The 23,623-nt window shown below is 55.4% G+C and carries 16 protein-coding genes and 2 tRNA genes; 7 read left to right on the plus strand and 11 right to left on the minus strand.

Features of this window, described 5'->3' with window-relative positions:
• Nucleotides 1-16 precede the first annotated feature (16 nt).
• Nucleotides 17-1,189 (minus strand): MFS transporter, encoded by a 1,173-nt coding sequence (locus tag ACR0K4_RS15510; RefSeq protein WP_480854692.1) that lies wholly within the window; start codon nucleotides 1,187-1,189, stop codon nucleotides 17-19.
• A gap of 133 nt (nucleotides 1,190-1,322) precedes the next feature.
• On the opposite strand from ACR0K4_RS15510, the gene ACR0K4_RS15515 reads away from it, so the two are divergent.
• Both ACR0K4_RS15515 and hpaR read left to right on the plus strand, forming a co-directional pair.
• On the plus strand, nucleotides 1,323-2,474 hold the full coding sequence (locus ACR0K4_RS15515) for a DUF3095 domain-containing protein (RefSeq protein WP_480854693.1): 1,152 nt from the start codon (nucleotides 1,323-1,325) through the stop codon (nucleotides 2,472-2,474).
• Nucleotides 2,475-2,540: 66 nt separating this feature from the next.
• Nucleotides 2,541-2,975: a homoprotocatechuate degradation operon regulator HpaR gene (gene hpaR, locus ACR0K4_RS15520; protein ID WP_480519889.1), complete on the plus strand. Its 435-nt coding sequence runs from the start codon at nucleotides 2,541-2,543 to the stop codon at nucleotides 2,973-2,975.
• A gap of 4 nt (nucleotides 2,976-2,979) precedes the next feature.
• On the opposite strand, the gene ACR0K4_RS15525 is transcribed toward hpaR, so the two are convergent.
• The gene (locus tag ACR0K4_RS15525; RefSeq protein WP_480854694.1) at nucleotides 2,980-4,200 is read right to left on the minus strand and encodes a winged helix-turn-helix domain-containing protein; all 1,221 of its coding nucleotides are present in this window, start codon (nucleotides 4,198-4,200) and stop codon (nucleotides 2,980-2,982) included.
• A gap of 4 nt (nucleotides 4,201-4,204) precedes the next feature.
• Nucleotides 4,205-5,230: a LacI family DNA-binding transcriptional regulator gene (locus tag ACR0K4_RS15530; protein ID WP_480519893.1), complete on the minus strand. Its 1,026-nt coding sequence runs from the start codon at nucleotides 5,228-5,230 to the stop codon at nucleotides 4,205-4,207.
• Between the two features lie 115 nt (nucleotides 5,231-5,345).
• Between ACR0K4_RS15530 and ACR0K4_RS15535 the strand changes: the two genes are divergently transcribed.
• The 4 genes from ACR0K4_RS15535 to ACR0K4_RS15550 all read left to right on the plus strand — a co-directional run bounded on the left by ACR0K4_RS15535 (nucleotide 5,346) and on the right by ACR0K4_RS15550 (nucleotide 11,085).
• A tRNA-Arg gene (locus tag ACR0K4_RS15535) sits at nucleotides 5,346-5,422 on the plus strand.
• A gap of 166 nt (nucleotides 5,423-5,588) precedes the next feature.
• Nucleotides 5,589-7,346: an FkbM family methyltransferase gene (locus ACR0K4_RS15540; RefSeq protein ID WP_480854695.1), complete on the plus strand. Its 1,758-nt coding sequence runs from the start codon at nucleotides 5,589-5,591 to the stop codon at nucleotides 7,344-7,346.
• Between the two features lie 1,246 nt (nucleotides 7,347-8,592).
• Nucleotides 8,593-9,237 (plus strand): GNAT family N-acetyltransferase, encoded by a 645-nt coding sequence (locus ACR0K4_RS15545; protein ID WP_480519905.1) that lies wholly within the window; start codon nucleotides 8,593-8,595, stop codon nucleotides 9,235-9,237.
• Between the two features lie 126 nt (nucleotides 9,238-9,363).
• A complete protein-coding gene (locus ACR0K4_RS15550; protein ID WP_480520115.1) occupies nucleotides 9,364-11,085 on the plus strand; it encodes an adenylate/guanylate cyclase domain-containing protein in 1,722 nt (573 codons plus the stop codon).
• Between the two features lie 52 nt (nucleotides 11,086-11,137).
• Here the strand turns inward: ACR0K4_RS15550 and ACR0K4_RS15555 are convergent, their stop codons facing one another.
• The 4 genes from ACR0K4_RS15555 to ACR0K4_RS15570 form a co-directional block, all read right to left on the minus strand.
• Nucleotides 11,138-12,028, minus strand: coding sequence for a hypothetical protein (locus ACR0K4_RS15555; RefSeq protein ID WP_480854696.1), 891 nt, complete (start codon nucleotides 12,026-12,028; stop codon nucleotides 11,138-11,140).
• A gap of 153 nt (nucleotides 12,029-12,181) precedes the next feature.
• Entirely contained in the window at nucleotides 12,182-13,480 is a 1,299-nt protein-coding gene (locus ACR0K4_RS15560; RefSeq protein ID WP_480854697.1) for a gluzincin family metallopeptidase, read from the minus strand.
• Nucleotides 13,481-13,505: 25 nt separating this feature from the next.
• Complete coding sequence (locus tag ACR0K4_RS15565) at nucleotides 13,506-14,855, minus strand: TfuA-like protein (protein WP_480854698.1); 1,350 nt, start codon at nucleotides 14,853-14,855, stop codon at nucleotides 13,506-13,508.
• Nucleotides 14,852-16,048 (minus strand): YcaO-like family protein, encoded by a 1,197-nt coding sequence (locus ACR0K4_RS15570; protein WP_480854699.1) that lies wholly within the window; start codon nucleotides 16,046-16,048, stop codon nucleotides 14,852-14,854. Before ACR0K4_RS15570 ends, ACR0K4_RS15565 begins: the two co-directional genes overlap by 4 nt.
• Before the next feature lie 338 nt (nucleotides 16,049-16,386).
• On the opposite strand from ACR0K4_RS15570, the gene ACR0K4_RS15575 reads away from it, so the two are divergent.
• Nucleotides 16,387-16,462: transfer RNA gene (locus ACR0K4_RS15575), tRNA-Thr, on the plus strand.
• A 231-nt stretch (nucleotides 16,463-16,693) separates the two neighbouring features.
• Here the strand turns inward: ACR0K4_RS15575 and ACR0K4_RS15580 are convergent.
• From ACR0K4_RS15580 to ACR0K4_RS15595, 4 genes are read right to left on the minus strand one after another with little or no spacing between them, the layout of a single operon-like run.
• The gene (locus tag ACR0K4_RS15580) at nucleotides 16,694-19,834 is read right to left on the minus strand and encodes a type I restriction endonuclease subunit R (RefSeq protein ID WP_480854700.1); all 3,141 of its coding nucleotides are present in this window, start codon (nucleotides 19,832-19,834) and stop codon (nucleotides 16,694-16,696) included.
• Nucleotides 19,831-20,556, minus strand: a complete 726-nt coding sequence (locus tag ACR0K4_RS15585; protein ID WP_480854701.1) for an abortive infection family protein — start codon at nucleotides 20,554-20,556, stop codon at nucleotides 19,831-19,833. Before ACR0K4_RS15585 ends, ACR0K4_RS15580 begins: the two co-directional genes overlap by 4 nt.
• Nucleotides 20,556-21,869: a restriction endonuclease subunit S gene (locus tag ACR0K4_RS15590; protein ID WP_480854702.1), complete on the minus strand. Its 1,314-nt coding sequence runs from the start codon at nucleotides 21,867-21,869 to the stop codon at nucleotides 20,556-20,558. The genes ACR0K4_RS15585 and ACR0K4_RS15590 overlap by 1 nt, the downstream gene beginning before the upstream one ends.
• Nucleotides 21,859-23,529 (minus strand): type I restriction-modification system subunit M, encoded by a 1,671-nt coding sequence (locus ACR0K4_RS15595; RefSeq protein WP_480854703.1) that lies wholly within the window; start codon nucleotides 23,527-23,529, stop codon nucleotides 21,859-21,861. The genes ACR0K4_RS15590 and ACR0K4_RS15595 overlap by 11 nt, the downstream gene beginning before the upstream one ends.
• Nucleotides 23,530-23,623 lie beyond the last annotated feature (94 nt).

The following is a 23,623-nucleotide window of genomic DNA, read 5'->3' on the forward strand; positions in this document are numbered from 1 at the left end:
GGGCGTCTCCAATCCGTCAGTCAATGCTGTCGCGACTGAATAGATAGATCACGCATCCAATGGCAAGGGTGATGGCGAAGAACCCGAAGATTGCGGTGTAAGGGGCCGTCGAGCTAATCCCAACACTGGCAGCGTGAATACGACCCGTAGCGAATTGGGCAAGCCCGACGCCGCCGATGCCAAACAGGTTCAGCAGTGTCACGCCGCGACCCACCAGATGCGCCGGCACAAAGGCGCGGCCATGGGCCATAATGACCGGAAAGCTGGCCCCGGTGAACCCGATGATGGCCAGCAAGGCCACAGATTGCCAGACCGTGCTATCGATCCAGAGACACAGCAATACCAACGCCAAAGCACCAGATGCGTTGCCGCCGAAGATCACCCATTTCCGGGTCTTCAAAACCCGATCCAGTGGCCCATATGCGAAGGTTCCGGCAATCATGGCGGTACCCATGATCAGCGTGGCTTGTCCGATCTGTGTTGTACCCAGCCCGAAGACATCGCCCAAATAAGGCCCTGCCCAAAGCCCGCGCAGCGCCGCTGATGGCGCATAGGCCACAAGCATCAGCGGCAGGATCGCCCATAAGGCGGGCTCTTTCAGCAAATCCAGAACGGACCCTTTATGCTCGGTCTCGACACGCTCGGGGTCCTGTACCGTCGCCCAGATGCCCAGCGCCACAATGGCGGAGATCACCGCCAAACCGGTCAGTGTTGCGCGCCAGCCCACCCATTCCACTGCTAATGCAGTCGGATAAGAGGCCACCAGATTTCCCACCGACCCTACCCCCAGCATCACCGCAGCCAACGTGGCGAATTTCGCAGGCGGGAATTGACGCGCAAAGATGAAATAGGACGCCATCAGAACTGGCGAGCACCCCACCCCGATCAATGCCATCGCAAGGCTGACATGAACGGGCGCTGTTGCGACCGCGAACAGTGCCGCACCGCCTGCTCCTCCGACCAGCAACAGGATTGCAGAACTGCGACGGGGTCCAATTCGATCCAGCGCCCAGCCGACCGGAATTTGCATGCCCGCAAACACCAGAAACCAAAGACCCGAGGCAAAGGCCAGATCCTCGGCGGTTGCGCCGATATCGCGACCCAGATCCACGGTCAGAACCGCAAGGAACGCGCGAAAGAACTGGCTGAGGACATATGCCAGACACAATACTACCAAACCTGCCTGCATCGATCTCCTCCTCGGCGGTCTGCTTGACACGTCGTTCGGCGGGGCACAAGCATGTGTTTAGAGGGTCAAAGGACGGAAAGGCTTCACAATCGAGCTATGTGAAGAAATCGGAACAGGCAATTCAGGATAGATCATGACTGAAACCAAAACTGATTTTTATGACACGATTCCAATATCCAGTAACTTTTTAAGCCTAAGCGACCCTTCAAAATTCACACCCGTGCCCGAGGATTGGGTGTTGGGCGTTGCCGATATCGTGGATTCAACCGGCGAGATCGCGCGGGGGCGCTACAAGACGGTCAATATGGTGGGTGCTGCTGTGATCTCGGGCATGATCAATGCGCTGGGCGGCAGGGTGTTTCCCTATGTTTTTGGAGGCGACGGGGCCGCGTTTGCCATACCGGGCAAGGACAGTGCCGCTGCGCAAGATACGCTCGCGACGTTGCGCAGTTGGGCAAAGGCCGAGTTTTCCATCTCGTTGCGCGCCTCACTCGTTTCGATTTCCGATATCCGCGCTGCAGGACGGGATTTGAGGGTTGCGCGGTTTGGGCCATCCTCGGGGGTGGATTATGCCATGTTCTCGGGCGGTGGTCTGGCCTGGGCCGAGGCACGGATGAAATCAGGACAGGACCTGGTGCCGCCGGCCGCACCGGATGCTCAGCCCGACCTGACCGGGCTATCGTGCAGGTGGTCTAACAGTCAGTCCCGGAATGGAGACATCGTTTCGCTGGTCATTCAACCGGAAAACGACACTGATGAAGGGGATTTCGCGACTTTAACCCAAGCGGTGCTGTCTGTGGCCGAAGTGCTTGAGCGTGGTGGTCACCCGGTTGCGGCGAAGGGCCCCCCGATCAAATGGCCGCCGCCGGGCCTTGATATCGATGCCCATGTCTCACGCGCCGGACGCCGCTTGCTGCCGCACAAGGCGCGGCTGATGGTCGAAAACCTTTTGATCGCGTTGTTGTTTAAAACGGGGGTGCGCTTGGGCCAGTTCGAGCCCGCTCATTACAAGGAGATGGTTAGCCGCAACGCCGATTTTCGCAAATTCGACGACGGGTTAAAAATGACATTGGATTGCGATGCGTCAACCTTGTCGAAGATCACCAGGCTTTTGGATGATGCGCAGGCGCTGGGCAAAATTCGTTATGGTCTGCACGCCCAGAAAGAGGCGATGATGACGTGTTTTGTGCCGTCGGCAACGCGCGATGATCATGTCCACTTTGTCGACGGTGCCTCGGGCGGATATGCGCAAGCTGCTGCGGCAATGCGCGAAAACAGACTCTAAACTTGTCAATTGGCATCGAAAACTATCTGAACTTGCTATCATTTTAGATTTCGGCAACAATTCCATATGTCTGGCGATCTTCCGCTGACGTCGCGCTCCCTGCCCATTGCCTTGTTGCGGGCCAGGGAAAAAGTCATGGGGCCAATTCGGGCCGTGTTGGCTGATGCTGGCGTCACCGAGCAACAATGGCGCGTTCTGCGTGTCTTGAAAGAAGAAGGGCCGCTTGAGCCGACGCAAATCGCCGAGCGCGCCTGCCTGCTGTTGCCCAGCCTGACCCGTATTCTGAAAAACCTTGAAGACAAAAAGCTGATTGCCCGACGACCCGATGTCAAGGATCGTCGGCGGCAAATCGTCGATATCAGCAATGCGGGCGAAAAAATCATATACGCCAATCTGGCAGCGATGGTGGAACAGGCCGCGCATATGAAATCGTTGCTGGGTCAGGAGCGCCACGAACTGTTGCTGGACCTGCTGGCCGAGTTATATGGGTTGGAAGAATAGCGGTTTAAGGTTTCATGGGCTCTTTGAGCCAATCCCTTTCAAATGTGACCTGTCCCAGCCCCGCAAACCGGCGGACCCGATCCAATTCGGCCTCAAGCCGTCTGGTGCGGGCATCGGACCATCTCATGGTTTTCTCCGGCCAGACCGCGCGAATATTCAACAGATCCTTGTCTCTGTGCGCCTTCATATCTATGCGCCCGATCAGCCGGTCCCCTTCCAGTAGCGGAAACACATAATAGCCGTAGATACGCTTGGCGGCGGGGACAAAAACTTCGATGCGGTAATGGAACCCAAACAGCCGCTGGGCACGGTTTCGGTCACGCAACATTGGATCAAACGGGCTGAGGACCCGGATACGGCCGGGCGCTGTCGGCAGATTGAGTGCTGCGTCAATCAAGCCGGGCCGGGCAAAGGTTTTTCGGTCGCGCCCGTCTGCGCATTTTACACTGATTTGCTCGATTTCTCCCCGCGTCAGAGCCTGCTCACACCACGCTTTTGCCTCTGCGGCGGTGGTTGTATCCCAAAAGGCGGCCAGCTCCCCGGATGTTGCAAAGCCCAATCGGTCAAGTGCCGCATTGCACAACCAGTCCACTGTTCCTTCGGTGTCACAAGGCAGATTTCCGGGGCAGAGATGCGTGTCGATCACCCTTTCGGTCAGGTCATATTGCTTTTGAAATCCTTCACGTCCGACAACGGTCAGTGCCCCGGATCGCCACAGATACTCCAGTGCCGTTTTAGAGGGGTGCCAGTCCCACCAACCACCTGATCCCTTCTTTTCATCCTTGCCCACATCCGATGACCCGACAGGCCCGTGATCCCGGATATGCTCCATGACTTTGTCAAAGCGCTGTTCATATCCGTCTCGGCGCCAGTTCTTCCATCGCGCTTTCAGCATCTCGGCGTCGCGCAGAAACCGCAGGTGCCAGTGGCGGTAGAAACCCATCGGTATTACAGCTGCATCATGGGTCCAGTGCTCGAACAAGGCGCGATCCTGCTCATACAGCCGTTTGAGGTAGGACGTCCGGTATGTGGGCCTGCGCGCGAACAGGATCATGTCATGCGCGCGTGCCACGGTGTTGATACTGTCGAGTTGCACGAAGCCAAGCCGATGGATCAGGCTAAGAAGGGCGGCCCCTTTGGCACTGCCCGCAGGCGGTTCCAAAAGCGCGTGACGATCCATGAAAACAGCGCGCGCGGTTTTGTTGTCCAGATGACGCAGTGTCACCAGCTCAGCGCCGTTTGAGCGTATCGCCGAAACTGATTTTGGGGGTCAGCGTTACCCGGCTCTCGATCTCGGCCTCGGGGTTTTGCAGCTGCGTCGCGATGATTTCGGCGGCTTGCCGACCGATTTCAAGCCGGCAGGCATCCATGGTCGCCAGTTTGCGCGGCAGCCCCTGCAGCAGTTCGACATTATTGAACCCGGCCAGACCGATTTGCCCGGGCACATCGATTCCCTGATCCAGCAGATACAAAAGTCCACCCGCCCCGATCATGTCATTGGAATAATAAAGAAAATCCAACTCCGGAGACCGATCCAGCATGGCCTGCGTCATCTCTCGCCCCTTGGCCAGCGCTGAACCTCCGGAATAAAACTCCCGATCTTCGATTTCGACACCGTGTTTTCCCAGCACCTCGGTGAACCCTTCGAAGCGCTTTCGTGCCCGGTGATCAAGCGGCATCTTGGTGCCCATGAAACCAATATGTTCGTACCCTGCTTTGAGGATTGCCTGGGCCATCTCGCGCCCGGCCCGGCGATGCGAAATCCCGACCATAGCATCCACGGGTTTGCCGTCGGTATCCATGATTTCAACCACCGGAATACCGGCAGAATCCAACATGGCGCGCGCGGCTTCAGTATGCTCCAATCCGGCGATGATGACGCCTGATGGTCGCCACGACAGCATCTCGTACAGCACTTTCTCTTCTTTTTCGGGCAGATAGTCGGTCACGCCCACGACGGGCTGCAATTCGGTATCTTCCAGCACTTGATTGATGCCGGTCAGCACCTCGGGAAAAACCATGTTCGACAACGATGGTATGATCACCGCCACCAGATTGACCCGGCTGGACGCCAGCGCGCCCGCGATCTTGTTGGGTACGTATCCCAGCTCTTTCGCCGCAGCCAGAACACGGGTTCTGGTCGCATCCGACACATCCCCTCGGTTTCGCAGCACCCGGCTGACCGTCATTTCGGACACTCCGGACGCTTCCGAGACATCACGAAGGGTAAGAGGGCGTTTAGTTTCTGTTGTCACCGGGGATACCTGCATAGTTTGTTTCGACAATGGTAGCGTGAACAGGGCGATCTGTTCAACTGTTACGCATAACCGATGACAATCCGAAAAAAGCCGGTTACAGACAGCCTTACGCGGCCCCGTGGCTCAACTGGATAGAGCAGCCCCCTCCTAAGGGGCAGGTTGCAGGTTCGAATCCTGCCGGGGTCGCCAGACAGACGGATCTACGGTCGCCATTGGGTACACAAAGCGGTGCGGGTGGTCTCGGCTGGGAAAGCGAGCCAGCAATTGGAACCTCGATGCAGGTGAAAACCGTCCATTTGCCGGGCTGCTATCGAGCCGCTTGCCAATATCGAAGTTCGACGGCAAAAGTCCTCCTATGACCATCGATAACACTGCCTTCCTCGTTCGAACTCATGAACGCAGCTCGCAAATTCTGACGCTCCTAAACAACCTGAAAGCCAATGTTTCACCCAACACATTCGTTGTCTGTGATGAAACAGAGCGCAATTTGGATTTTCCCGAGGCAAGAAAGATCTCGTTGTCACCTTCCGTCCTGGCAAACTGGCAATTCGAAAGACATCCTCGAGATTGGGGCTGGTTATGTGGGGATTATTGCTATTATGCCGCCGCCCATCAGCTCGCGGATTATGAATATTATTGTCTGATAGAATCCGATGTGTTTCTAAGTGAGGACGCGGCGAAAGCGGTGAAATCAATTCTGCAATCGAACACCAGTGACGCAGTTGCCGCAGACTTGCGAAGGTTTGACGAACCGCGGAAATTCTCAAAACACCTGGAGCAAATCGAAGAGGACACTCACTATGGGTGTATCTTTCCCGTTACGCGCGTGAGCGCCCGGTTAATCCCGGACATGTTCTCGCTCAGAAAGAAGGTTCAAAACCATCATTCTGCGCTTCGCGTAAACGATGAAGCCATACTTGCAACTGCGGCCCACAAAGGGGCGCTCCGCGTAACTGACCTATATGATTTCAAGGGTGTTTTTGACAGAAAATGCTTTGATACAAACCCTCCTCACATGCAGGAAATTCTTGAGAAGTCGCAAGAAGATACGCGCGTGATGCACCCCTCGGTGCCGATGTCGAAACTACTGACGCGAATCCAAAGCGGTCAAAAAGGGAATTTGAAGATACATCGGCTGAGAAACATTCTGCCTTCCTCTTCGGATCACGTGAGCAGGGCGTTGTCGAGGGCTCTGACCCGGGCAAAGAACTCTCCTGTCCGAAAAACAGCAAGTGGTGGAAAGAACATTGAAAAAACCGAAAGGCTGGCATGGCTCATCTGCAAACTGGACAGCTTTCAAACCGTTAGTGTCGTGGACATTGGCGCAAATCCAATTGAAGGCACGCCGTCGTATGGGCATCTTCTGGAACATGGCCAAGCCGAAGTTGTGGGTTTCGAGCCTAATCCTGAAGCGCATCAAAAGCTGTTGAACGAAGCCGCATCCAACGAGACATATTATTGCACGGCCATTGGGGCTGGTGGTCCTGCTCAACTCAACCTGACCAGACATTCAGGGTTTACATCACTGTTCAAACCAGACCGAGCCAGCGCAGCATATCTGGGTTTTGGAAGGCCCATGCGGATCGAAGCCGTAGAAGAGATTGAGACCGAACGTCTGGATGATCTGGATTATGTACCACCTGTCGACTTGCTCAAGATCGACATCCAGGGCGGAGAGTTGAGCGTTATGCAAAACGCAAGACAAAAGCTGTCTGATGCGCTGGTGATCCAAACAGAAGTTCGCTTTTTCCCTCTGTACGAAAATGAACCGACATTTGGTGAACTTGAAAGCGAGCTGCGCGCGCAAGGGTTTGTTTTTCACAGTTTCGATTTCCTGAAACCGGTATTGGGCAGCCGCTCTCTGAGGTCGAAACTGCGCCGACGGGCGCATTCGCAAATTGTCGATGGGGACGCTTTTTTCGTCCGGGACCTGCGTCGTCTGCGCTCGTTGAGTGACGTTCAATTGTCCAAGCTTTGCATTCTTGCAGACAGCGTGATGGGCGCTTTTGATCTTGCGTGTTTGTGCCTCGAAGAGTTGGCCCGAAGAGGCGCGCTTTCAACAGAAGACACTGACAGCTACATTGCGTTGCTGCCCGAACACCTGACGCGGTAAGCGAGGGCACTGATCGGCAGGTGCGTTGACGGATGGTGTTGCTTTACCAATCTTGGGCCCGAATAAGCGCGGTGAGCGTTGTTGAACGGGTTGATTGTTTCCTGCCGGGGTGGCGTGATTTTCAGAAACGACGCGCAAAGCCAGACGTTTGGGTTAGCAGGGTGCGACACGCCGAACTCGTACCCCCTCAAATAAATCGTCGACATCCCAAGGCGCGTCGCACTTGATGTATAGGTGGTCCGCATGACCACAATATGTCGAGTTTATTAAAATACTGTGCGGTATGTGACCGAAAAGGCCACATTTGAAAATTCCGTCTTTGGGAAATTCGTGGGGCGGCATGTCGCACTCATAACCCCCTCGGAAACTAGTTTGAAAACCAGTGCATGCTAAAATTCAAACATGCCGCCCACGAGATCATCGTGCCATTGTGGCGGAAATGTGTCCATGATTTCCTCGGAAACTCACTGTTCGGAAATCCGAAACCAATTTTGCCAAGAGCCGCGAATTAAGGGATTCCCCCAATTTTCCCGATCACGCCAGTTCGGTAGATTGAACCCAACGGACGGTATTGGCCGATCCGTGTACCCCCTCAGGAGGGGCTGGCCTTAACCCACTCACCCACGCTAGCCCCTCAGACCCCCACAAAAGACTGCTCAGCACAGGCAGCACTGGCGCTGGACATATTGAGAATAGCCTTTTGTGCATTTGATCACTGGCCCTATCGGCCTCCAGCCGCGTTTTGAAAATACGCCGACCGTTTTGTTCAGTCGGTTGAGTGTGGGTTCTTCAATTCGTTTTTCAATATCTGACATCTGTTTGCCTCCGCGCTAATCGTGCAACCAGATATGGAGTTGCGCGGGGAAAATGGCTTGTGCATCTTTGCCAATCCCATGTGCCGAAACGTCAATTTGAAGGATGATGCCAAGCCGGAACAAAAACGGGCACGCCAGTTGATGGCGCGCCCAGTCACAGGGAGGAAAATAAAAACTCGCGCCCGGAACGCAACATGGGCGCCAACTCGTTAATATCCCCAATTTAGCGGTCTTTTGGGACGCTGTCTGTGACGCCGCTCACATTCAGCCGTGCCGAGGTCATCTAAGCTGTATTAAACATTGTATGGGGTTGCATCGTTTTGACCTGGGCACATGCGCAAGGCAGCCAAAACACAATTCTTGTTTTCGGCGCGATTGTGATAGTATCGTTTGAATACTTTAAAGCACTTATTTCAGGGGGCGTTTTTCTTTTGTCCAATTCTGCCACAAGACTGTTCAAACTGCGTCCATTGGAGAAATCTGACCTGGAAATCGTCGCGCGTTGGTTTCAAGATATCGAAGATCTGGCGTTCTTCGACCGAACGTCGCGCATTCCGCTGAACCTGCTGCAAACCGAAGAAATCTGGGGTGATGCCGTCTGTGCGTCGCGTGATTGTGGCAAGTGCTGGTTTATCATTGAATCCGAAAGCGGCCAGCCGCAGGGCATGATTGGGCTCGAGGCGATATCGCAGGTCAACCGCGATGCTGTCATACCGATCTTTATCGACAAATCCGTGCGGCGGCAGGGCGTTGCAGTCCGGGCGATTGCGCTGCTTCTGGATTTTGCGTTCCGGCAACTGGGGCTGAACCGGATCACCTCTTACTACCGCGCCGACAATCACATCAGCCGCGATTTGATCGCGCATGTGGGATGTCAGATCGAAGGCACAATGCGGCAGGCCTGGTATGCGGATGGTCATTACCATGACATGGTCGTTGTCGGTGTACTGAAAGAGGAATGGGACAAACGTCGAAAGGATCTGGCCCGGGAACTGGGTGACGAAACTGTGGTCACCTTTGGGCCGAACACACCGTCCAAATGGTGCTGGCCGCCAAAAAATAAGGGACAAAGTTGAAAATCCGCGCATGTCGGACCAGTTTCTGATAGACATCTCTCGTCAAAGCCGACGAGGAAATTCAGTCGAGTATTGCCAGTGAATAACGCCAGTTCGGAACGGACAATCAGACAAAAATTGGGGGCGGTGCTCTTTGCCGATGTTGTCGGCTACTCCAGATTGATGAGCGAGAATGAGATGGAGACGTATAACGCGTTGAAATCTCTGTTGTCTCAGCTTGAGTCCACCAGCACCCGATATGAAGGCAATGTTGTCGAAGTACGCGGGGATGGCATTCTGGTCCTGTTTGAAACCGCGACCAGCGCTGTCGAGTTTGCCGTGGAACTGCACAGAATCGCGGCCGAGCACAATCAGGACCGCGCGGCGGATCAGAAAATCAAGTTCCGCGCGGGTGTTCATCTGGGTGAGGTTCTGGTGGATGAACGCGGTGTCCATGGCGACAACGTCAACATCGCTGCCCGCCTTCAGGAGATTGCCGAGCCCGAACGGGTCTATGTCAGCTCGGCGGTATATGACCAGATCCGCAACCGGCTGCGTTATGGTTACGAGTTTCTGGGCCCCAAACAGCTGAAAAACATCCTGTCGCCAGTGCCGACCTATTGCGTCCGCAGCGAGGTCGAGGGCGCGACGATGGCGGCAACCTTGCGGCCCGATATGAGCCTGGAAGTGCTGGAGCGCCCGGATATCCCCTCGGTCGCCGTGCTGCCTTTTGTCAGCCAGGGCGGAGAAGAAGATGACAACTGGATTGCCGAAGGGCTGACGGATGACATCATCATGAACCTGTCCAAGTTTCGTAACCTCTTCATCATCGCCCGGAACTCATCCTTCTTTTTCAAAGCGCAATCGATGGCGCCGCAAGAGGCCGCCCGCCGGTTGAATGTGCGCTATATCGCGCGGGGCAATGTGCGGCGGTCATCCAGTCGTATTCGGATCACTGCCGAACTGATTGATGCCAATTCCGAACGCACGATCTGGGCCGAGCGGTTTGACCGCAAAATTGATGACATCTTCGATATTCTGGATGAAGTCACGGAATGCATCGTTGCGGCAACGGCGGTGATGATCGAGTCTCATGAAAAGCAACGTATGGTTCAGTCGATTCCGGCTGATTTACAGGCCTATGGCTCGGTCCTGCGCGGGCAACACCATATCTTCAAATATACGCGACAGGACAATCGCGAGGCGCAGCATTGTTATGAGTCCGCGCTGCAGCGCGATGAGGGCTATGCCCGCGCTGCCGCAGCTTTGTCACGAACGCTCAACATAGACTGGCGTTATTCCTGGACGAAGGATCCTGGAACCGCGCTGGACAAAGCGCTGTCGTTCGCCCAGCGCGCGGTCGAACTGGACCCCACCGATGCACGTGGGTTTGGGGAGCTGGGATTTGTTCAGCTCTATCGCAAGGAACATGACGCGGCGATCGAATCCTACAAACGTGCGCTGGTGCTGAACCCCAACGATGCCGATATGCACTCGGATTACGCGGATGCGCTGGCCCATTCCGGTGACAATGAAACGGCGATTCAGCATCTTCAGCAAGCGATGCGGCTGAACCCTTATTTCCCGGACCAGTATCTGTGGCATCTGGGCGGGGCCTATTACAACCTCAAGCGCTATGACGACGTGATCACCTCGGTTAACAAGATGAACAACCCGACCGAGGGGCAACGGATGCTGGCGGCCAGCCACGCGCAATTGGGCAATATGGATATGGCACGCCAGATTGCTGACAAGCACCGCGCTGCGCATCCCAACTTCTCTCTGACGCGCTGGGCCAAGGTGCTGCCGGACCGTCTGGAGGATGACACGCAGCATTTTGTCGAAGGTTTGAAAAAGGCCGGATTCTGAACGAAAAAGGGCGCGCAAATTGCACGCCCTTCGCATTCATTGTCGCACCCATTCAGTCACCGCGCGCTTTGGCTCCGCTAACCTTGGCCCCACTGACCTTGGCTCCGCTCACTTTCGCACCGCTGACCTTGGCCCCACTGACTTTCGCGCCGCTGACCTTTGCTCCGCTGATGGCAGGGCTGTCGAAGCCAAAGTAGAGATCCAGCAGGACTTGTTCGAACATTCCCGTCATGACATCCATTCGGATCGTATAGTCGGCCTTGTCGTAATTCCAGACACGTATGTCGTCTGCAATTTGAAAATCGGCAGTGGCCACTCCACTACGGCTGGGATCATTAGGAGCACGGGACGCCAAATTGCCCGGGCTGTTGTTATCCGTCGCGCTTTCTCCTTTGCCGTGGACCAAGAAAACCGTTGGTTCGGGCAAGTCGAAGTAAGTACCCTCATAGGCAAAGCCATAAATCCGCGCCAGCCGCGCGTCGTCGCCATATTGATCCTCGAGCTGCTTGTTCTCGCCGAGCCTTTCGGTAAGGCGCTTACTGAACTTGAATTGCTGTCTGTTATTCAGCGGATCTTTGAGGACCTGTTCCCAGTAGCTGCCCCCATAGGTATCCCCATCTGTAACTTTGACCAGCCCATCTTCGCCAACCAAGGCCCTGCCTTGCAATTGATATTTGTCAGCGTCGCTTGCATCAATGACAACTTGATAAATACCGTTCTTTTTCCTTTTGTTCGCGGTGACCAGAATACGATCACCACTAGCAACTTCTTCTTTATCAACTGTGTCGTTTGAAACCGAAAGATCGGTGTTCACTTTGATTCTCTTGAAAGCCACCAAACGAACTGTTTCATCAGCGACGGTTTTCGGTTTTGTGATTTTCAGATCGTGAAGCAGTCGCCCAAATAACAGCACTTCGGAAAAACTGAGCAAGGACTCAGACATATCACTTTCTCCCTCATACGGGATCGACGACGTCCAGGACCTCATCTCCCCCCTTTTTGGCGCGCAAAATATGCGTGCCCAATTGCAATAAATATCACCCCGTGGGCATAAAATGCCACAAAACAACCAAAAATCAAAGCCACTTGCACAGTCTCACCCGGGTACGCGTGTGCGCACCGACGAGGCGTGGCTGGTCTCATCAGGTTCTTTCAGCCGCGGACCTGCCGTGGTCAGCCCGATGTCGCGCATGCGGAAGTTGCCTTCGATGATCTGACGGAACGCGCCGCCGGTGATCTCGTGATCCACCGCCAGCAAAGCGCGCTCGACGCCGAAATAGCTGAGCATGTCGGCATCCAGCAATTCCCATGCGTCAGCCAGATAGGACCCAAGGAAATCCCGCGCCTCAAGCAAGGCGGTACGGAACCCGTCGGGTTTTTTTTCATAACGGGTATCGAACATCTGCTGCATCACCGCGCTGTATTCGGGTGATCCTTCCAATTGATCCGACAGATGCTCCATCTCGGGGGTGATCAGGTCATGGACCAGCAGGCGTTCGTGGTAAATGTCGACCAGAATGTCGAACATCGCGCCCGTCAAGGGCTCGGACAAGGCATGTTCACTGGACCAGCCTTGCGAAAACTCGGACAGTACCCGGTCATTGGCTGCGATCCGGATTTGTGCATTGTGCGACAGCTCGGCGAACCGGCTGAGGCGGTTGAACGTGTAAAGATTGCCCCGCGTGTTTTCGAGCAAATCCTCGACAACCGAGCCGAAATGCAAAGAGGCCAGCAGCGCGACCATGTCGGCGGCGGATTCGTGAAAGCCGTAATACTCACCCGAAGCATCCCCGTCCGAGGGCATCCCGATCACGCTGTAGATGATCGCGTGCCCGATTTCATGAGCCACCACGTCAAAGTTCAGACTATAGGCGCGGTATTCATCACCGTGATCCCACGTTCCGCCGGTTTCCAGAAATCCCCAACCGATATGCGCATTGTCGAGGCTGGGAAGCAAAGACAGTTCAAGCCGGTCGAAGTCTCTGCGGAAATGCCAGGGGATCGGGCGGCCGAAATAACCTTCCCATACATCCATGGTGAAATGGGCCGATCCGAACAGATGCGCGGCCTCGAAACTGGGGTTTGCCGGATCAATGTGGACGAAGTTACCGAACTCGTCGGGTTCCGGTGGCGGTTGGAAATAGCCGTCCCAGGGCGGCAGGTACATCTGCGGCCCACCGGGGCCGGGCACCATGGCTCCGTAAGGGGTCGTTTTGCCGACCGGGTTGACGGTATACATGCGCGGCCCCGAAGGGCCTGCGCCAATCGTGCCGGGTGGCGCGGATATTTCAACCAACTCCAACTGGGCGTCAGGTTCCAAAAAGGGCGACTGCGGATAAAGCAGGAACCGTGTGCCCGGTGCTTCGTCTTCGGGTTGTTCGGGCCAGATCGTCAATTTCCCCTCCCGCGGCGCTCCGGTGTCAGCCCGCCATGTCGGAGGGCTTGTCATCCATCGGGTCGCCATCCAATTGGCAAAACAGAAATTCGGCTTCAATCAGTTCAATAAGCGCATCGCGCCCGCTCAGACCAAGCGCAATTGCATAGGATTCAAGATCATCCGGGACCCTTTGGTCAAGTTGTGTTTCAAAATACCAGATTAACATACGCATAGCGCTGGCTGGCGCACCCGGGTCGGGGTTAGGATCTTGCGCGGCCAAAACCCGGGATTTTCGCGCGGCGCGGTCCGACATTTCCGGGTAATCGCCCGCGCGGCGCAGTTCGTCCAGGATGGCGGTATCTATTCTGTCCTGCAGCGCAGACATCACCTGATCCGTGCGCGACCTGTCGGCCAGAAAACTCTCATATTGCTGCGGGTCCAGGTTGTTGGTCTGCAACCAAGCCATCAAATCCGTTTGCCGGGGCAATCCTGCCTCAACCCGATGTTCCGACATCTTTCGAACCAGCGCCTCACGATCCGGGACGTATCCCAACCGCAAGGATTCGTCGTTTGCCAGCAAGGTCAACGCAGCCCGTTCCCGGATCGCAGCAAAGCGATCAGGGGTCAGGCGCAACTCATTCACCAACGCTACGTCCTTTGACGGGCCGGCCTCGGTTTCAGCGTCGATGCGGGCACACAGGTCGCGCCATGCCAGAGTCCGCTCGACCCTATGGTCGGCTGCTGCTCGGTTGTTGTCGCGCAAGTACTCGGCCATTGTGGCAAGCATTTGTCGGGCGTCATTGCCCTTGGCGTCCACGCGCCCCGCACTCAGCCAGCTTGCAAATTCCGAAAGGTCAAAGCGGCCATCGACCCTTTCAATCACGGTTGTCCAGGCCCGCTCGCGATAGTTCAGCTCTTTCGCGACCTCCAGAATCCGCCCGGCCAGTTCGCGTGTCAGGATATCCTCGGACACAGCACGCGCAACCGTTGCCCGAATAGAGACCATCGGCTCGCTGAGCGCCTGAAACCCCAGTTCCGCTGGGCTGTGCAGAACTGCAACCTCGTCATCGTCGCTAAGGGTGCCGTTGCGATAATCCTCGAAAATCTGTCCAACCCCGATCATTCCGAAATCGGAAAGTTCCGCCGCGCGCAAAGCCCCCATGCTGGCGCTGCCAAAGACGGTTATGCCCTGCTCGATCGCCCACAGGATTTCCTTGTGCCATACCGAAGGAACTCCGTCGAAGAACCCGTCGATGATCCCGATGGCGCGCGGCTTATCCCGGGCCACGCGATACACATCGCCCTGCTGAACCGGCGGCAGAATGGTGGCCTCCAGATGATCCGAGACGTCGCTATTGCGCAGCGTGGGTCCGACGAAAATGACAACGGTCATGCGCCAATCCTTTTCGCGCGGGGGCCCGCGACATAGTCGGGATCGTCATGCGGGGCTTCTAATCCGGGGATAACCGCACGTACCACGGCGATGTCAATCTGTGGACGCGACAGGTCGACCGTGATCACCTGGTCCATTCCCGCCGCTGCCAGACGGGATATCAAAAGGGCCAGATCGGCGTGCAGTGAGTCGCTTACATGGGTCGGGCAGGCGCTGAACGGCCGTGTGGCAGGGCTATGGTCGATCAGGTTCTGAACATAGCCGCTGCGGTCGGTCCGGGCGGCATCGGTGAACTCATCCGGGTCCAGATCATCTCGCGCACCGGATATGTAGGTCAGTCGGGTTTGCGCGGCCTCTGTCAGGGCGCGTAACAGGGCAATGGCGCGGTCGGGATGGCATCCATCCCCGATCCCGATATGCCCCGTATTGCCCGAGGACTCACAAATCGCGCACCGAAAGCTGGCAATACCAATGTCCGAGGTCGTGTCCCAAATGCCCAGATCAAGCCCGGCACCAGTAATTTGATCCATCGCCTGCCGGCACCTTGGGTCGTCTATCGTCTTGTGATCAAGCCTTGGGTCACTGCGGCGCTGATGCCACAGCGTCGTGGCATCCCGTTCAATCAATTCACAGATCGCATGACAACTCGCCTCGGTCACATCGTTGCCCGACGCCAGCCCGTTGGTGGTTCGCGGAAACGCCCGGGCTGCGCCCACGGGCGAGGTGGTATAGTCCGTATCAACCATCTCATAAGGAACCCAGCACCCCACACCAGTGCCAAGATCAAGCCCTTCGATCCAAAGCAGGCTGTCATGGGGATCAAAGCGACCTCCGGTCACCTGCGGCAACCGTGTCACATCAGCGACCATGACCGATTGCGAAAGATCCGCATAACTGGCGAACCGCAGCGGCAGCTCAATCCGCTCCGCATGCCAGGATTCAATAGCCTCCATAACCCCTGATGCGCGGGCGGCATTCAGCGACAGGCCCTTTCCCAGCGAAACCGCGACCGAGCGCGCGTTGGGCCGGGTCACCATCACTGTCGGCAGACCGACACGGTCCAGCCCCGTCAGATTTGCGATGCGGGTGATGCCCATGTCTTTCAGAAAGGGCTCGACAATCGCCAGCGTCTTTTCAGGGTCGCGCAACCTGTGCGTATCCAGAACATATGTCTTTTTCGAGTATCCCGACATTGCGACGGTTAGTTTAAACCTTTGAAAAAGTGCAGGGAACCCGGTTCAGCCGGGTAAAGATACAATCAGTTTGAACAAAAGATGCGGGATGAACGTCATTGGGTCAACCTTGTGAGGCGCAGCTACCGCAGAGAAACCCCCTGCCGCGCCTTTGTCGATCCCCACTTGCGCCGCGCCTGTTGTCAGTTTAAACGATCTTTAGCATTGCCGCATACGGGTTCCCGGCTGAGGGATGGCTTCGGCAGACATGGATATGTCGGTCATCCGCCCGCAAGTTTTCGAGCTATCGTGCAGGGCTGCGAGGAGGTTCCTATCAGGGCCTCGGATAAGAGAAGTGTGCCGCTGTAGCTCAGCTGGTAGAGCACGTCATTCGTAATGATGGGGTCGGGGGTTCGAGTCCCTTCAGCGGCACCAGTTCTTCCGAAGAAGCTGAAAAATAACGATCTTTATCGAACTTGGATCATACTCCTTAGTTCCTATGTGCGGTAGGCGTCAAAACCTAAGTGCCAGACTTGCAAAGTGCCCCAAAGGCCCCGACCTACAAAACATGTGGAAATCAACTGAATGTACACTCAAGCGGCCCAGCCGTGAGACTAGCCGCTTACGCAAGGTATTCCGCTCAGGTACCGAAAATCTGATTGGTTACTAGGTAACCTCATTCTTTGCCATGAGTTCTGCCTGAGCAATGATTAGCTTGGTAGCTGATTCCTGTGCGTCAGGTGGGTATCCATACTTTGCGAGCAATCTACGCACGGTCCTACGCATATCGGCTCGAACTGTATCGCGCTGTGTCCAATCCAAAGTCGCCTTTCGCTTGATGCTCTCAGCCAACTCCCTAGCGATTTGCTTGAGCGTTTCATCCTGCATCACTTGCTTAGCAGAAGAGTTGTCAGCCAACGCCTGATAGAAGGCTATCTCCTCTTCTGTTAGGCCAGTCTCATGACCCTCAGCAATCGCCGACGAAATGGACTTTGCTAGGCCGATTAGCTCTTCGATGACCTGCGCCGTTGAAATCGCCCGGTTCGAATAACGAATTAAGACGTTCTCAAGTGACTCTCGAAATGACCGCGATTGTACGATGTTGACCTGCTCACGGGTTCGGATTTGATCGCTCAACAGCTTTTTGAGCGTCTCAAGCGCTAGATTTTTCTGGGGCAGTGCTTCGAGGCGGTCAAGGAACTCATCCGACAAAATACCTACGTTTGTGTTTGGTAATCCGGCTACTTCAAAAAGGTCGATCACCCCGTCAGTTCGAATTGCACCTGAAATGACTTGATTCACTGCCGGCGAGCTTGCGCTAGATCGTGTGTGGCTTTCATCGTCGAACCGCTTGCGGATTGCAGAGCGGACATTCTGATAGAAGGCAAGATGTTCACGGACTGCATTGGTCTCGGGGCGTGGCACGGCAAGTGCAAACGCCTTCGACAAACGGACAGTCATTTCGTCAAATCGCTTCTTACCATTCTCCTTTTGAAGAACGTAATTGGCACCATCGATAATAGCCCTGAGCTGATCTGCATCTGAACCTGCGACAAGGCTCACATAATCGAATTCACCGAAGAAGGCCGCTAACTCCTCCGCATGTCGCAGCATGAGGGGCACTGCCTGATCCTGAATGTTCTCGACAGGTTTTCCTTCTCCACCAGCCTGTGTGTAGGTCTGAATTGCGTCGCGAAGCTGGTCGGCGATACCCAAATAGTCCACGACTACGCCGCCCGGCTTGTCACCAAAGACACGGTTCACCCTGGCGATGGCCTGCATGAGGTTATGCCCGGCGAGCGGCTTGTCGAGATACATTGTGTGAAGGGAAGGACAGTCGAAGCCCGTCAGCCACATGTCGCATACGATGACAAGATTGAGCGGATCGGCATTGTCCTTCAGGCGAAGTGCTAGTTTCTCACGACGTGTCTTTGTCCGTCCGTGATACTTGGTCCGTTGTGTGCGTTTTTCGAACTGCTCGACGGTTTCTTCGTAAACTGGATTCCCGGCGGCATCTCTAATTGGCTTACCCGTTGAGTCCTTTTTCACTCGCCGCGGTGTAACGTTTGAATCCATTACGACCTTGATCGCGCCTGCATCGTCCTCTTCGGAGTGCCAGTCAGGCCGGAGTGATATAATCTTATCGTAAAGGTTCATGCAGATATCGCGGCTCATACAGACAATCATCGCCTTCCCATCAATCACCTCTGATCTCTGATCGAAGTGGCTGATGATTTGCGAGGCCAAGGTCTCAAGACGTTGGTCTGCCCCTGCAAGCATCTCTAACGGAACTGCAATGTCAGGATCGACGGACGAACCCGCGTCGTCGTCATCTGCTGCTTCTGCGATCAGCCTTTCAGCCTCTGTTATCCCCTCATCGTCTGGAATTAGCTTGATGAGCTGCATCTCGTAGTAAATCGGGACTGTAGCGTTATCGTCGATTGCTTGTTTTATGTCGTAGATATCGACGTCGCTTCCGAAGACACCACGTGTAGATCGGTCATCACCTTCTACCGGAGTACCTGTGAAGCCAACGAAAGTTGCGTTCGGAAGGTTCTCTCGCATCCAACGCGCACCGCCTTTAAGAAAACCGTATTGGCTACGGTGCGCTTCGTCCGCTAGAACCACAATATTTGAACGGTCACTGACGGGCTCCGCACGCTCTTCGAACTTCTGGATAGTCGTAAAGATCACCCCGCCCGAAGCGCGGTTGAGTTTGCTAGAAAGGTCTTCTCTATCCGCAGCTTGCTCTGGGTCCTGGCGCAAGAGCGCGCGTCCATCAGCAAAAGTACCGAAGAGCTGACCGTCGAGATCGTTGCGGTCGGTGACAACTACAATAGTCGGGTTCTGAAGCGCAGTATCCCCGATTAATGCGCCCGAGAGCATCAGCATGGTCAAGCTCTTGCCGGAGCCTTGCGTGTGCCAGACGACGCCGCCACGTCCATCACCTTCAGGCTTGAGGGATAGTGTCACCCGTTCGCGTGCTTTGCGAACCGCGCGAAACTGATGATAACCGCCAATCTTCTTGATGATACGACCTGTGCGCTCGTGCTCCTCGAAGACAATGCAGTGAGCCAAGTAGTCCAGCAAAGCGTCGCGACGAAACAGGCCTGTGATCACGGTTTCTAGCGTCGGCGCGCCTGGATATCCGTCATCTTTGATCGAACGCCAAGGCGTAAACCGGTCCTGATCTGCGGTGAGGGAGCCAACTCGCGACTGGTCACCATCGCTGACGACAAGGACTTCATTGTAGGCAAAAAGCGCCGGGACTGCAGACTTGTAGTCTTGGAGCTGATCAAACGCTGTCCAGAGGGTCGCTTCTTCGTTAGTCGGGTCTTTAAGTTCAATCACGGCGACCGGCAGACCGTTCAAAAAGATCACGAGATCGGGTCGGCGGGTATGTTCTCCATTCTTCACGGTGAGCTGACGAACCACCAGAAAGTCATTCGCAGACAAATTATGCCAATCGAACAACTTCGCTTTGTCGCCGCGCGTTTCGCCTTCAGCCGTGCGATAATCAACGTCCACGCCATCCGTCAGCATGCGATGGAACCATCGGTTGTTCTGTTCAAGCGTTGGTTCTGGTGGACGGGACGCAAGCGTCGCCGCCTGTCCGATGGCGTCTTCAGGCAAGTCTGGATTCAATTTGCGGAGCGCCGCCTTGAGACGGGGCAAAAGCACGACGTCTTCATACGACTCGCGCAAGGGATATTCCGCTCCAACGGAGATATCGGCACCACGCGCGGTATTGTAACCAAGAGATTCAAACCAACCTAGGGCGGCCTGTTCGACGATATCCTCTTTCATGCCTCGGCCTCCCCTCCATCAGGTTCTTCTTGTTGCTGTTCTTGCGCGCCATCCTGCTCCTGTTTGAAGGCGACAAGCGCTGCCCGATAGGCGTTGTTATCAGTTCGAAACAAGGCTTCGCTCGCGACGAGTGGCGTTTCGAGTACTTCGAATGGCCCAAAATCATTGTCGATCCATTCGTCGAAATCGTTGTGATCGCCATATCGCAAGCGCGCCAGCGGCGCTTTGCCTGAGCCGTTCAGATGGGTTTTAAACAATAGCCCGACGACAGCATCCGTCGCTCTGGCGAGAATTTCGGCATAGCGCGCGTCCAGCATAGGGGCGTAGGCATCTGAACCATGAGCCGCTGCCCCATGAGCGTTGCGAATTTCCATGACGCCATCAATGATCGAGTTGACCCCGCGCAACAGCTTCTCCGCACCGTTCTTCAAAGTGGGGTCGGTGTGCCCGTCGTCGTGAATGCCGAGGTGAAGAAACTTAGTGGTTTCTGCGATGAGTTTTGGAGCTTCCCAAGCGCCATCGGGTGCTTGGCCGCGATCTACCAAAATGGTTTTGCAGGTCGTTTCGATCAATGTACGGCAGAAGGACACGGCGATGCCTGGCTTGTCCGGCATCGCGTCTTCCAACGCTTCCACTTGCTGGCGAATAACAAGAGATTCCGGATGGCTTTCCATCAATTCACGGCAGGCGGATAATTGGAATGTGTATGCCTCAACTGCCATTACTCGCCACCTTCGAGGCCAAGGTCCTCTAGACTCGGTGCATCCAATTCGCCGGAGATGAGTTTGGGGAGAAGCGTATCGCGGAAAGCTGAAAGAGTAGAAATCTCGTCTCGGTTCGCTGTTATCCGCTCGAACATCGGTTTCGAGAGTTGCTCAAATGCTTGGAGAGCCTCCGTTCCAGGATCAACCATCTTGTAGCCGGATATGGACTCGTGACCGACGCGCTGGCGACCGCTTGTCCCGGTCATATTCTTTATCGCGAATTCCCGAAAGCGCTCGCTCCTGGCAAGACAATAGATAAATTCGCGGGACGCAGAACCCTGAGGTGCCAGCACGATATATTCTGTCGAACCCCAGCCAATCTCCCCCGTATCGAGGAAATCGACCAATGCAGTCTTTCCGTTTTCAAGGCACGGAGTGATCCGGGCGAGGAGTGTATCGCCATTTTTGAACCGCATACCTGAAGTGAACTTCCTTTGCGCCCAGTTGGCAGGTGCCGGCCCAGACGTGGGAACATCCGTCATCCCTAGGTAGGTTGCTTCAACGCCTTTCTTCAATTGTCGAGCAGGATTTACCTCAATGAGGTCCGAAAGAGGTTTCGAAAACCATCCAGCAGGAATATCTCCGATCTCGGACGGCTGAAAGCTATCTGGAAGAGTTTCGAATAGCTCCTGAGGCATGCCGCGAAAACTGGTTGCGCCGGTGGCCTTAGCACGGACGGGTTCAAAATCGACAAACCATGTCCGAAACACCGTTCGAGCCATCTCTTCTAGCGTCGCGTTTATCTCCCGCATGAGATCGATCTTGTCGTCCAGATCACCAAGAATTTTGGCAATGGCGCGTTGGATGTCAAAATCAGGAAGCGGAAGTTCTACTTGCCGAAGCGCCTTCTGGCTTATGCCCTGAACTGTTGTGCCTGTGGCGCGCCGGTACAAGCGATCTTGCATTTCGTCCGACAGAAGTAGGTACTTCAAGTAGCCATTGTCCAAGCAACCTGGACGCCCACGCATGGTTACAATTCTTTGCCCAAGGGCGTACTGAGCTGTCCGCGCGTTTAAGCGCGCGACTTCTCCCAAGGGGGCCTCAGTTGTCATGACGACATCCCCTACACTTGGAAGGCCGCGGCGCATCCACTCTTCGTAGTAAGACGGGTCTATGGTTTGCTCAACTGGCTCCAGAATTCTGCCGTTTTTCACGACCTTTGCAGAGATGACCGGAATACCGGTCTTCGATTTTGTCGGCGACTTGCCTCGGTAATCAATCAGAACTTCAAGGCACTTCTCGAGTGCCCACTCGGATCGCTCAGAACTCATACCCAAGCGCCCCCAAATTCTTCTTTATCTCCGCCTCCAGAGTATCCGACGCTGCGAGCTGATCGCTCAACTCCCCGACCAGCCTCTCCATCTTCTCTTCGAATGGCTCATCATCGGCTTTGCGCGCTGCGCTACCAACATAGGTGCCAGGGGTTAGTACGTGGTTGTATTTGGCGATGTCCGATAGCTTTGCGGCTTTGCAGAAGCCTTTGACGTCTTCGTAAGCGCCCGCGTCCTGCTCGCCGCGCCAGGCATGATAGGTCGCGACGATCCGGCCGATCTCCGTTTCGGGTGGTGGCGGGGAAGTAGGGTGGTCGCGCCCTGAAAGGAAGCGCAACGTCCGCGATCCTTCTTCCAGTGCGCCCATATCGCGTGCATCTATGAATAGAGTTTCGCCAGAACGGTCGCGACCACCGCGCCCCTTATCAAGATACTTGCCCGATTTATCACGCGTTACAAACCAAAGGCAGACTGGAATTCCAGTCGTCAAGAATAGCTGTGGCGGCATGGCGATAATGCAGTCGACCAGGTCAGCTTCGATTATTTTCGTACGGATTTCTCCTTCTCCGCCTGACGTCGAAGACAGCGACCCGTTCGCCATTACGAAAGCTGCGATGCCGCCGCCTTTGCCATTGGGCGGGGAGAGGTGGTGGATGAAATGCTGTATCCACGCATAGTTCGCGTTGCCAACGGGAGGCGGACCGTACTTCCAACGAGTATCGCTCCGAAGCAGATCGCCCGACCAGTCAGAAATGTTGAATGGCGGATTTGCGAGGATGTAGTCTGCCTTGAGGTCCGGGTGCAGGTCGCGGGTGAAACTATCAGCCGGCTGCTCGCCCAGATTAGCTTCAATACCGCGAATGGCGAGGTTCATATGGGCCAGACGCCACGTCGTCGGGTTCGATTCCTGCCCAAACACAGAAAGATCACGCTTCGATCCGCCGTGAGCTTCGGCAAAGCGTTCGGATTGAACGAACATGCCGCCCGAACCGCATGCGGGGTCATAAACACGGCCCTCATAGGGTTCAATCATTTCGACCATCAGCCGCACTATTGAGCTGGGCGTGAAAAACTCACCGCCGAGTTTGCCTTCTGCGGCGGCGAACTTGCCGAGAAAATACTCGTAGACACGCCCAAGAATGTCTTTCTTTTGCGCTTCTTTGGTCCCGACCGCGATGGAGGCGATCTGGTCGATCAGGCCACCGAGGCGCTCAGGCGAGATACCCCGTCGAGCATAGTCACGTGGCAACTTTCCCTTGAGCTTAGGATTGTCCCGCTCAATCGCGTACATGGCGTCATCGATCAGCTTGCCGATATTTGGCGTTTTGCCTTTGGCTTGAATTTCGGCCCAACGTGCCTCAACCGGCACCCAGAAGACGCTCTCGGCGGTGTACTCGTCCCGGCTTTCGAGCATGTTTTCAGCCGATACGCCGGTAATTCCATCGGCTTCCAGCTCCTGTCGCAATGCTTCACGGCGAGTCTCGAACGCATCTGAGATGTACTTCAAGAAGATCAGCCCCAGGACAACATGCTTGTACTCCGCCGCGTCGATAGAACCTCGCAGTTTATCGGCAGCCGCCCAAAGCGCCTCTGGGTCGATGCCAAGCTCCTTCTCGTCAATTACCAGGGCCGCCACTTTTTCTTTATCTGTATTTGTCATTTTTTCTTCTTCTGCGACAATCAATCCGCTCTGAGTGCGATCAGTCGGAGGATAACAATCGCCGCAGATTTTTCTAGGCGAAACCAGGACTTAA

This window comes from Ruegeria sp. K11, from assembly GCF_056531905.1.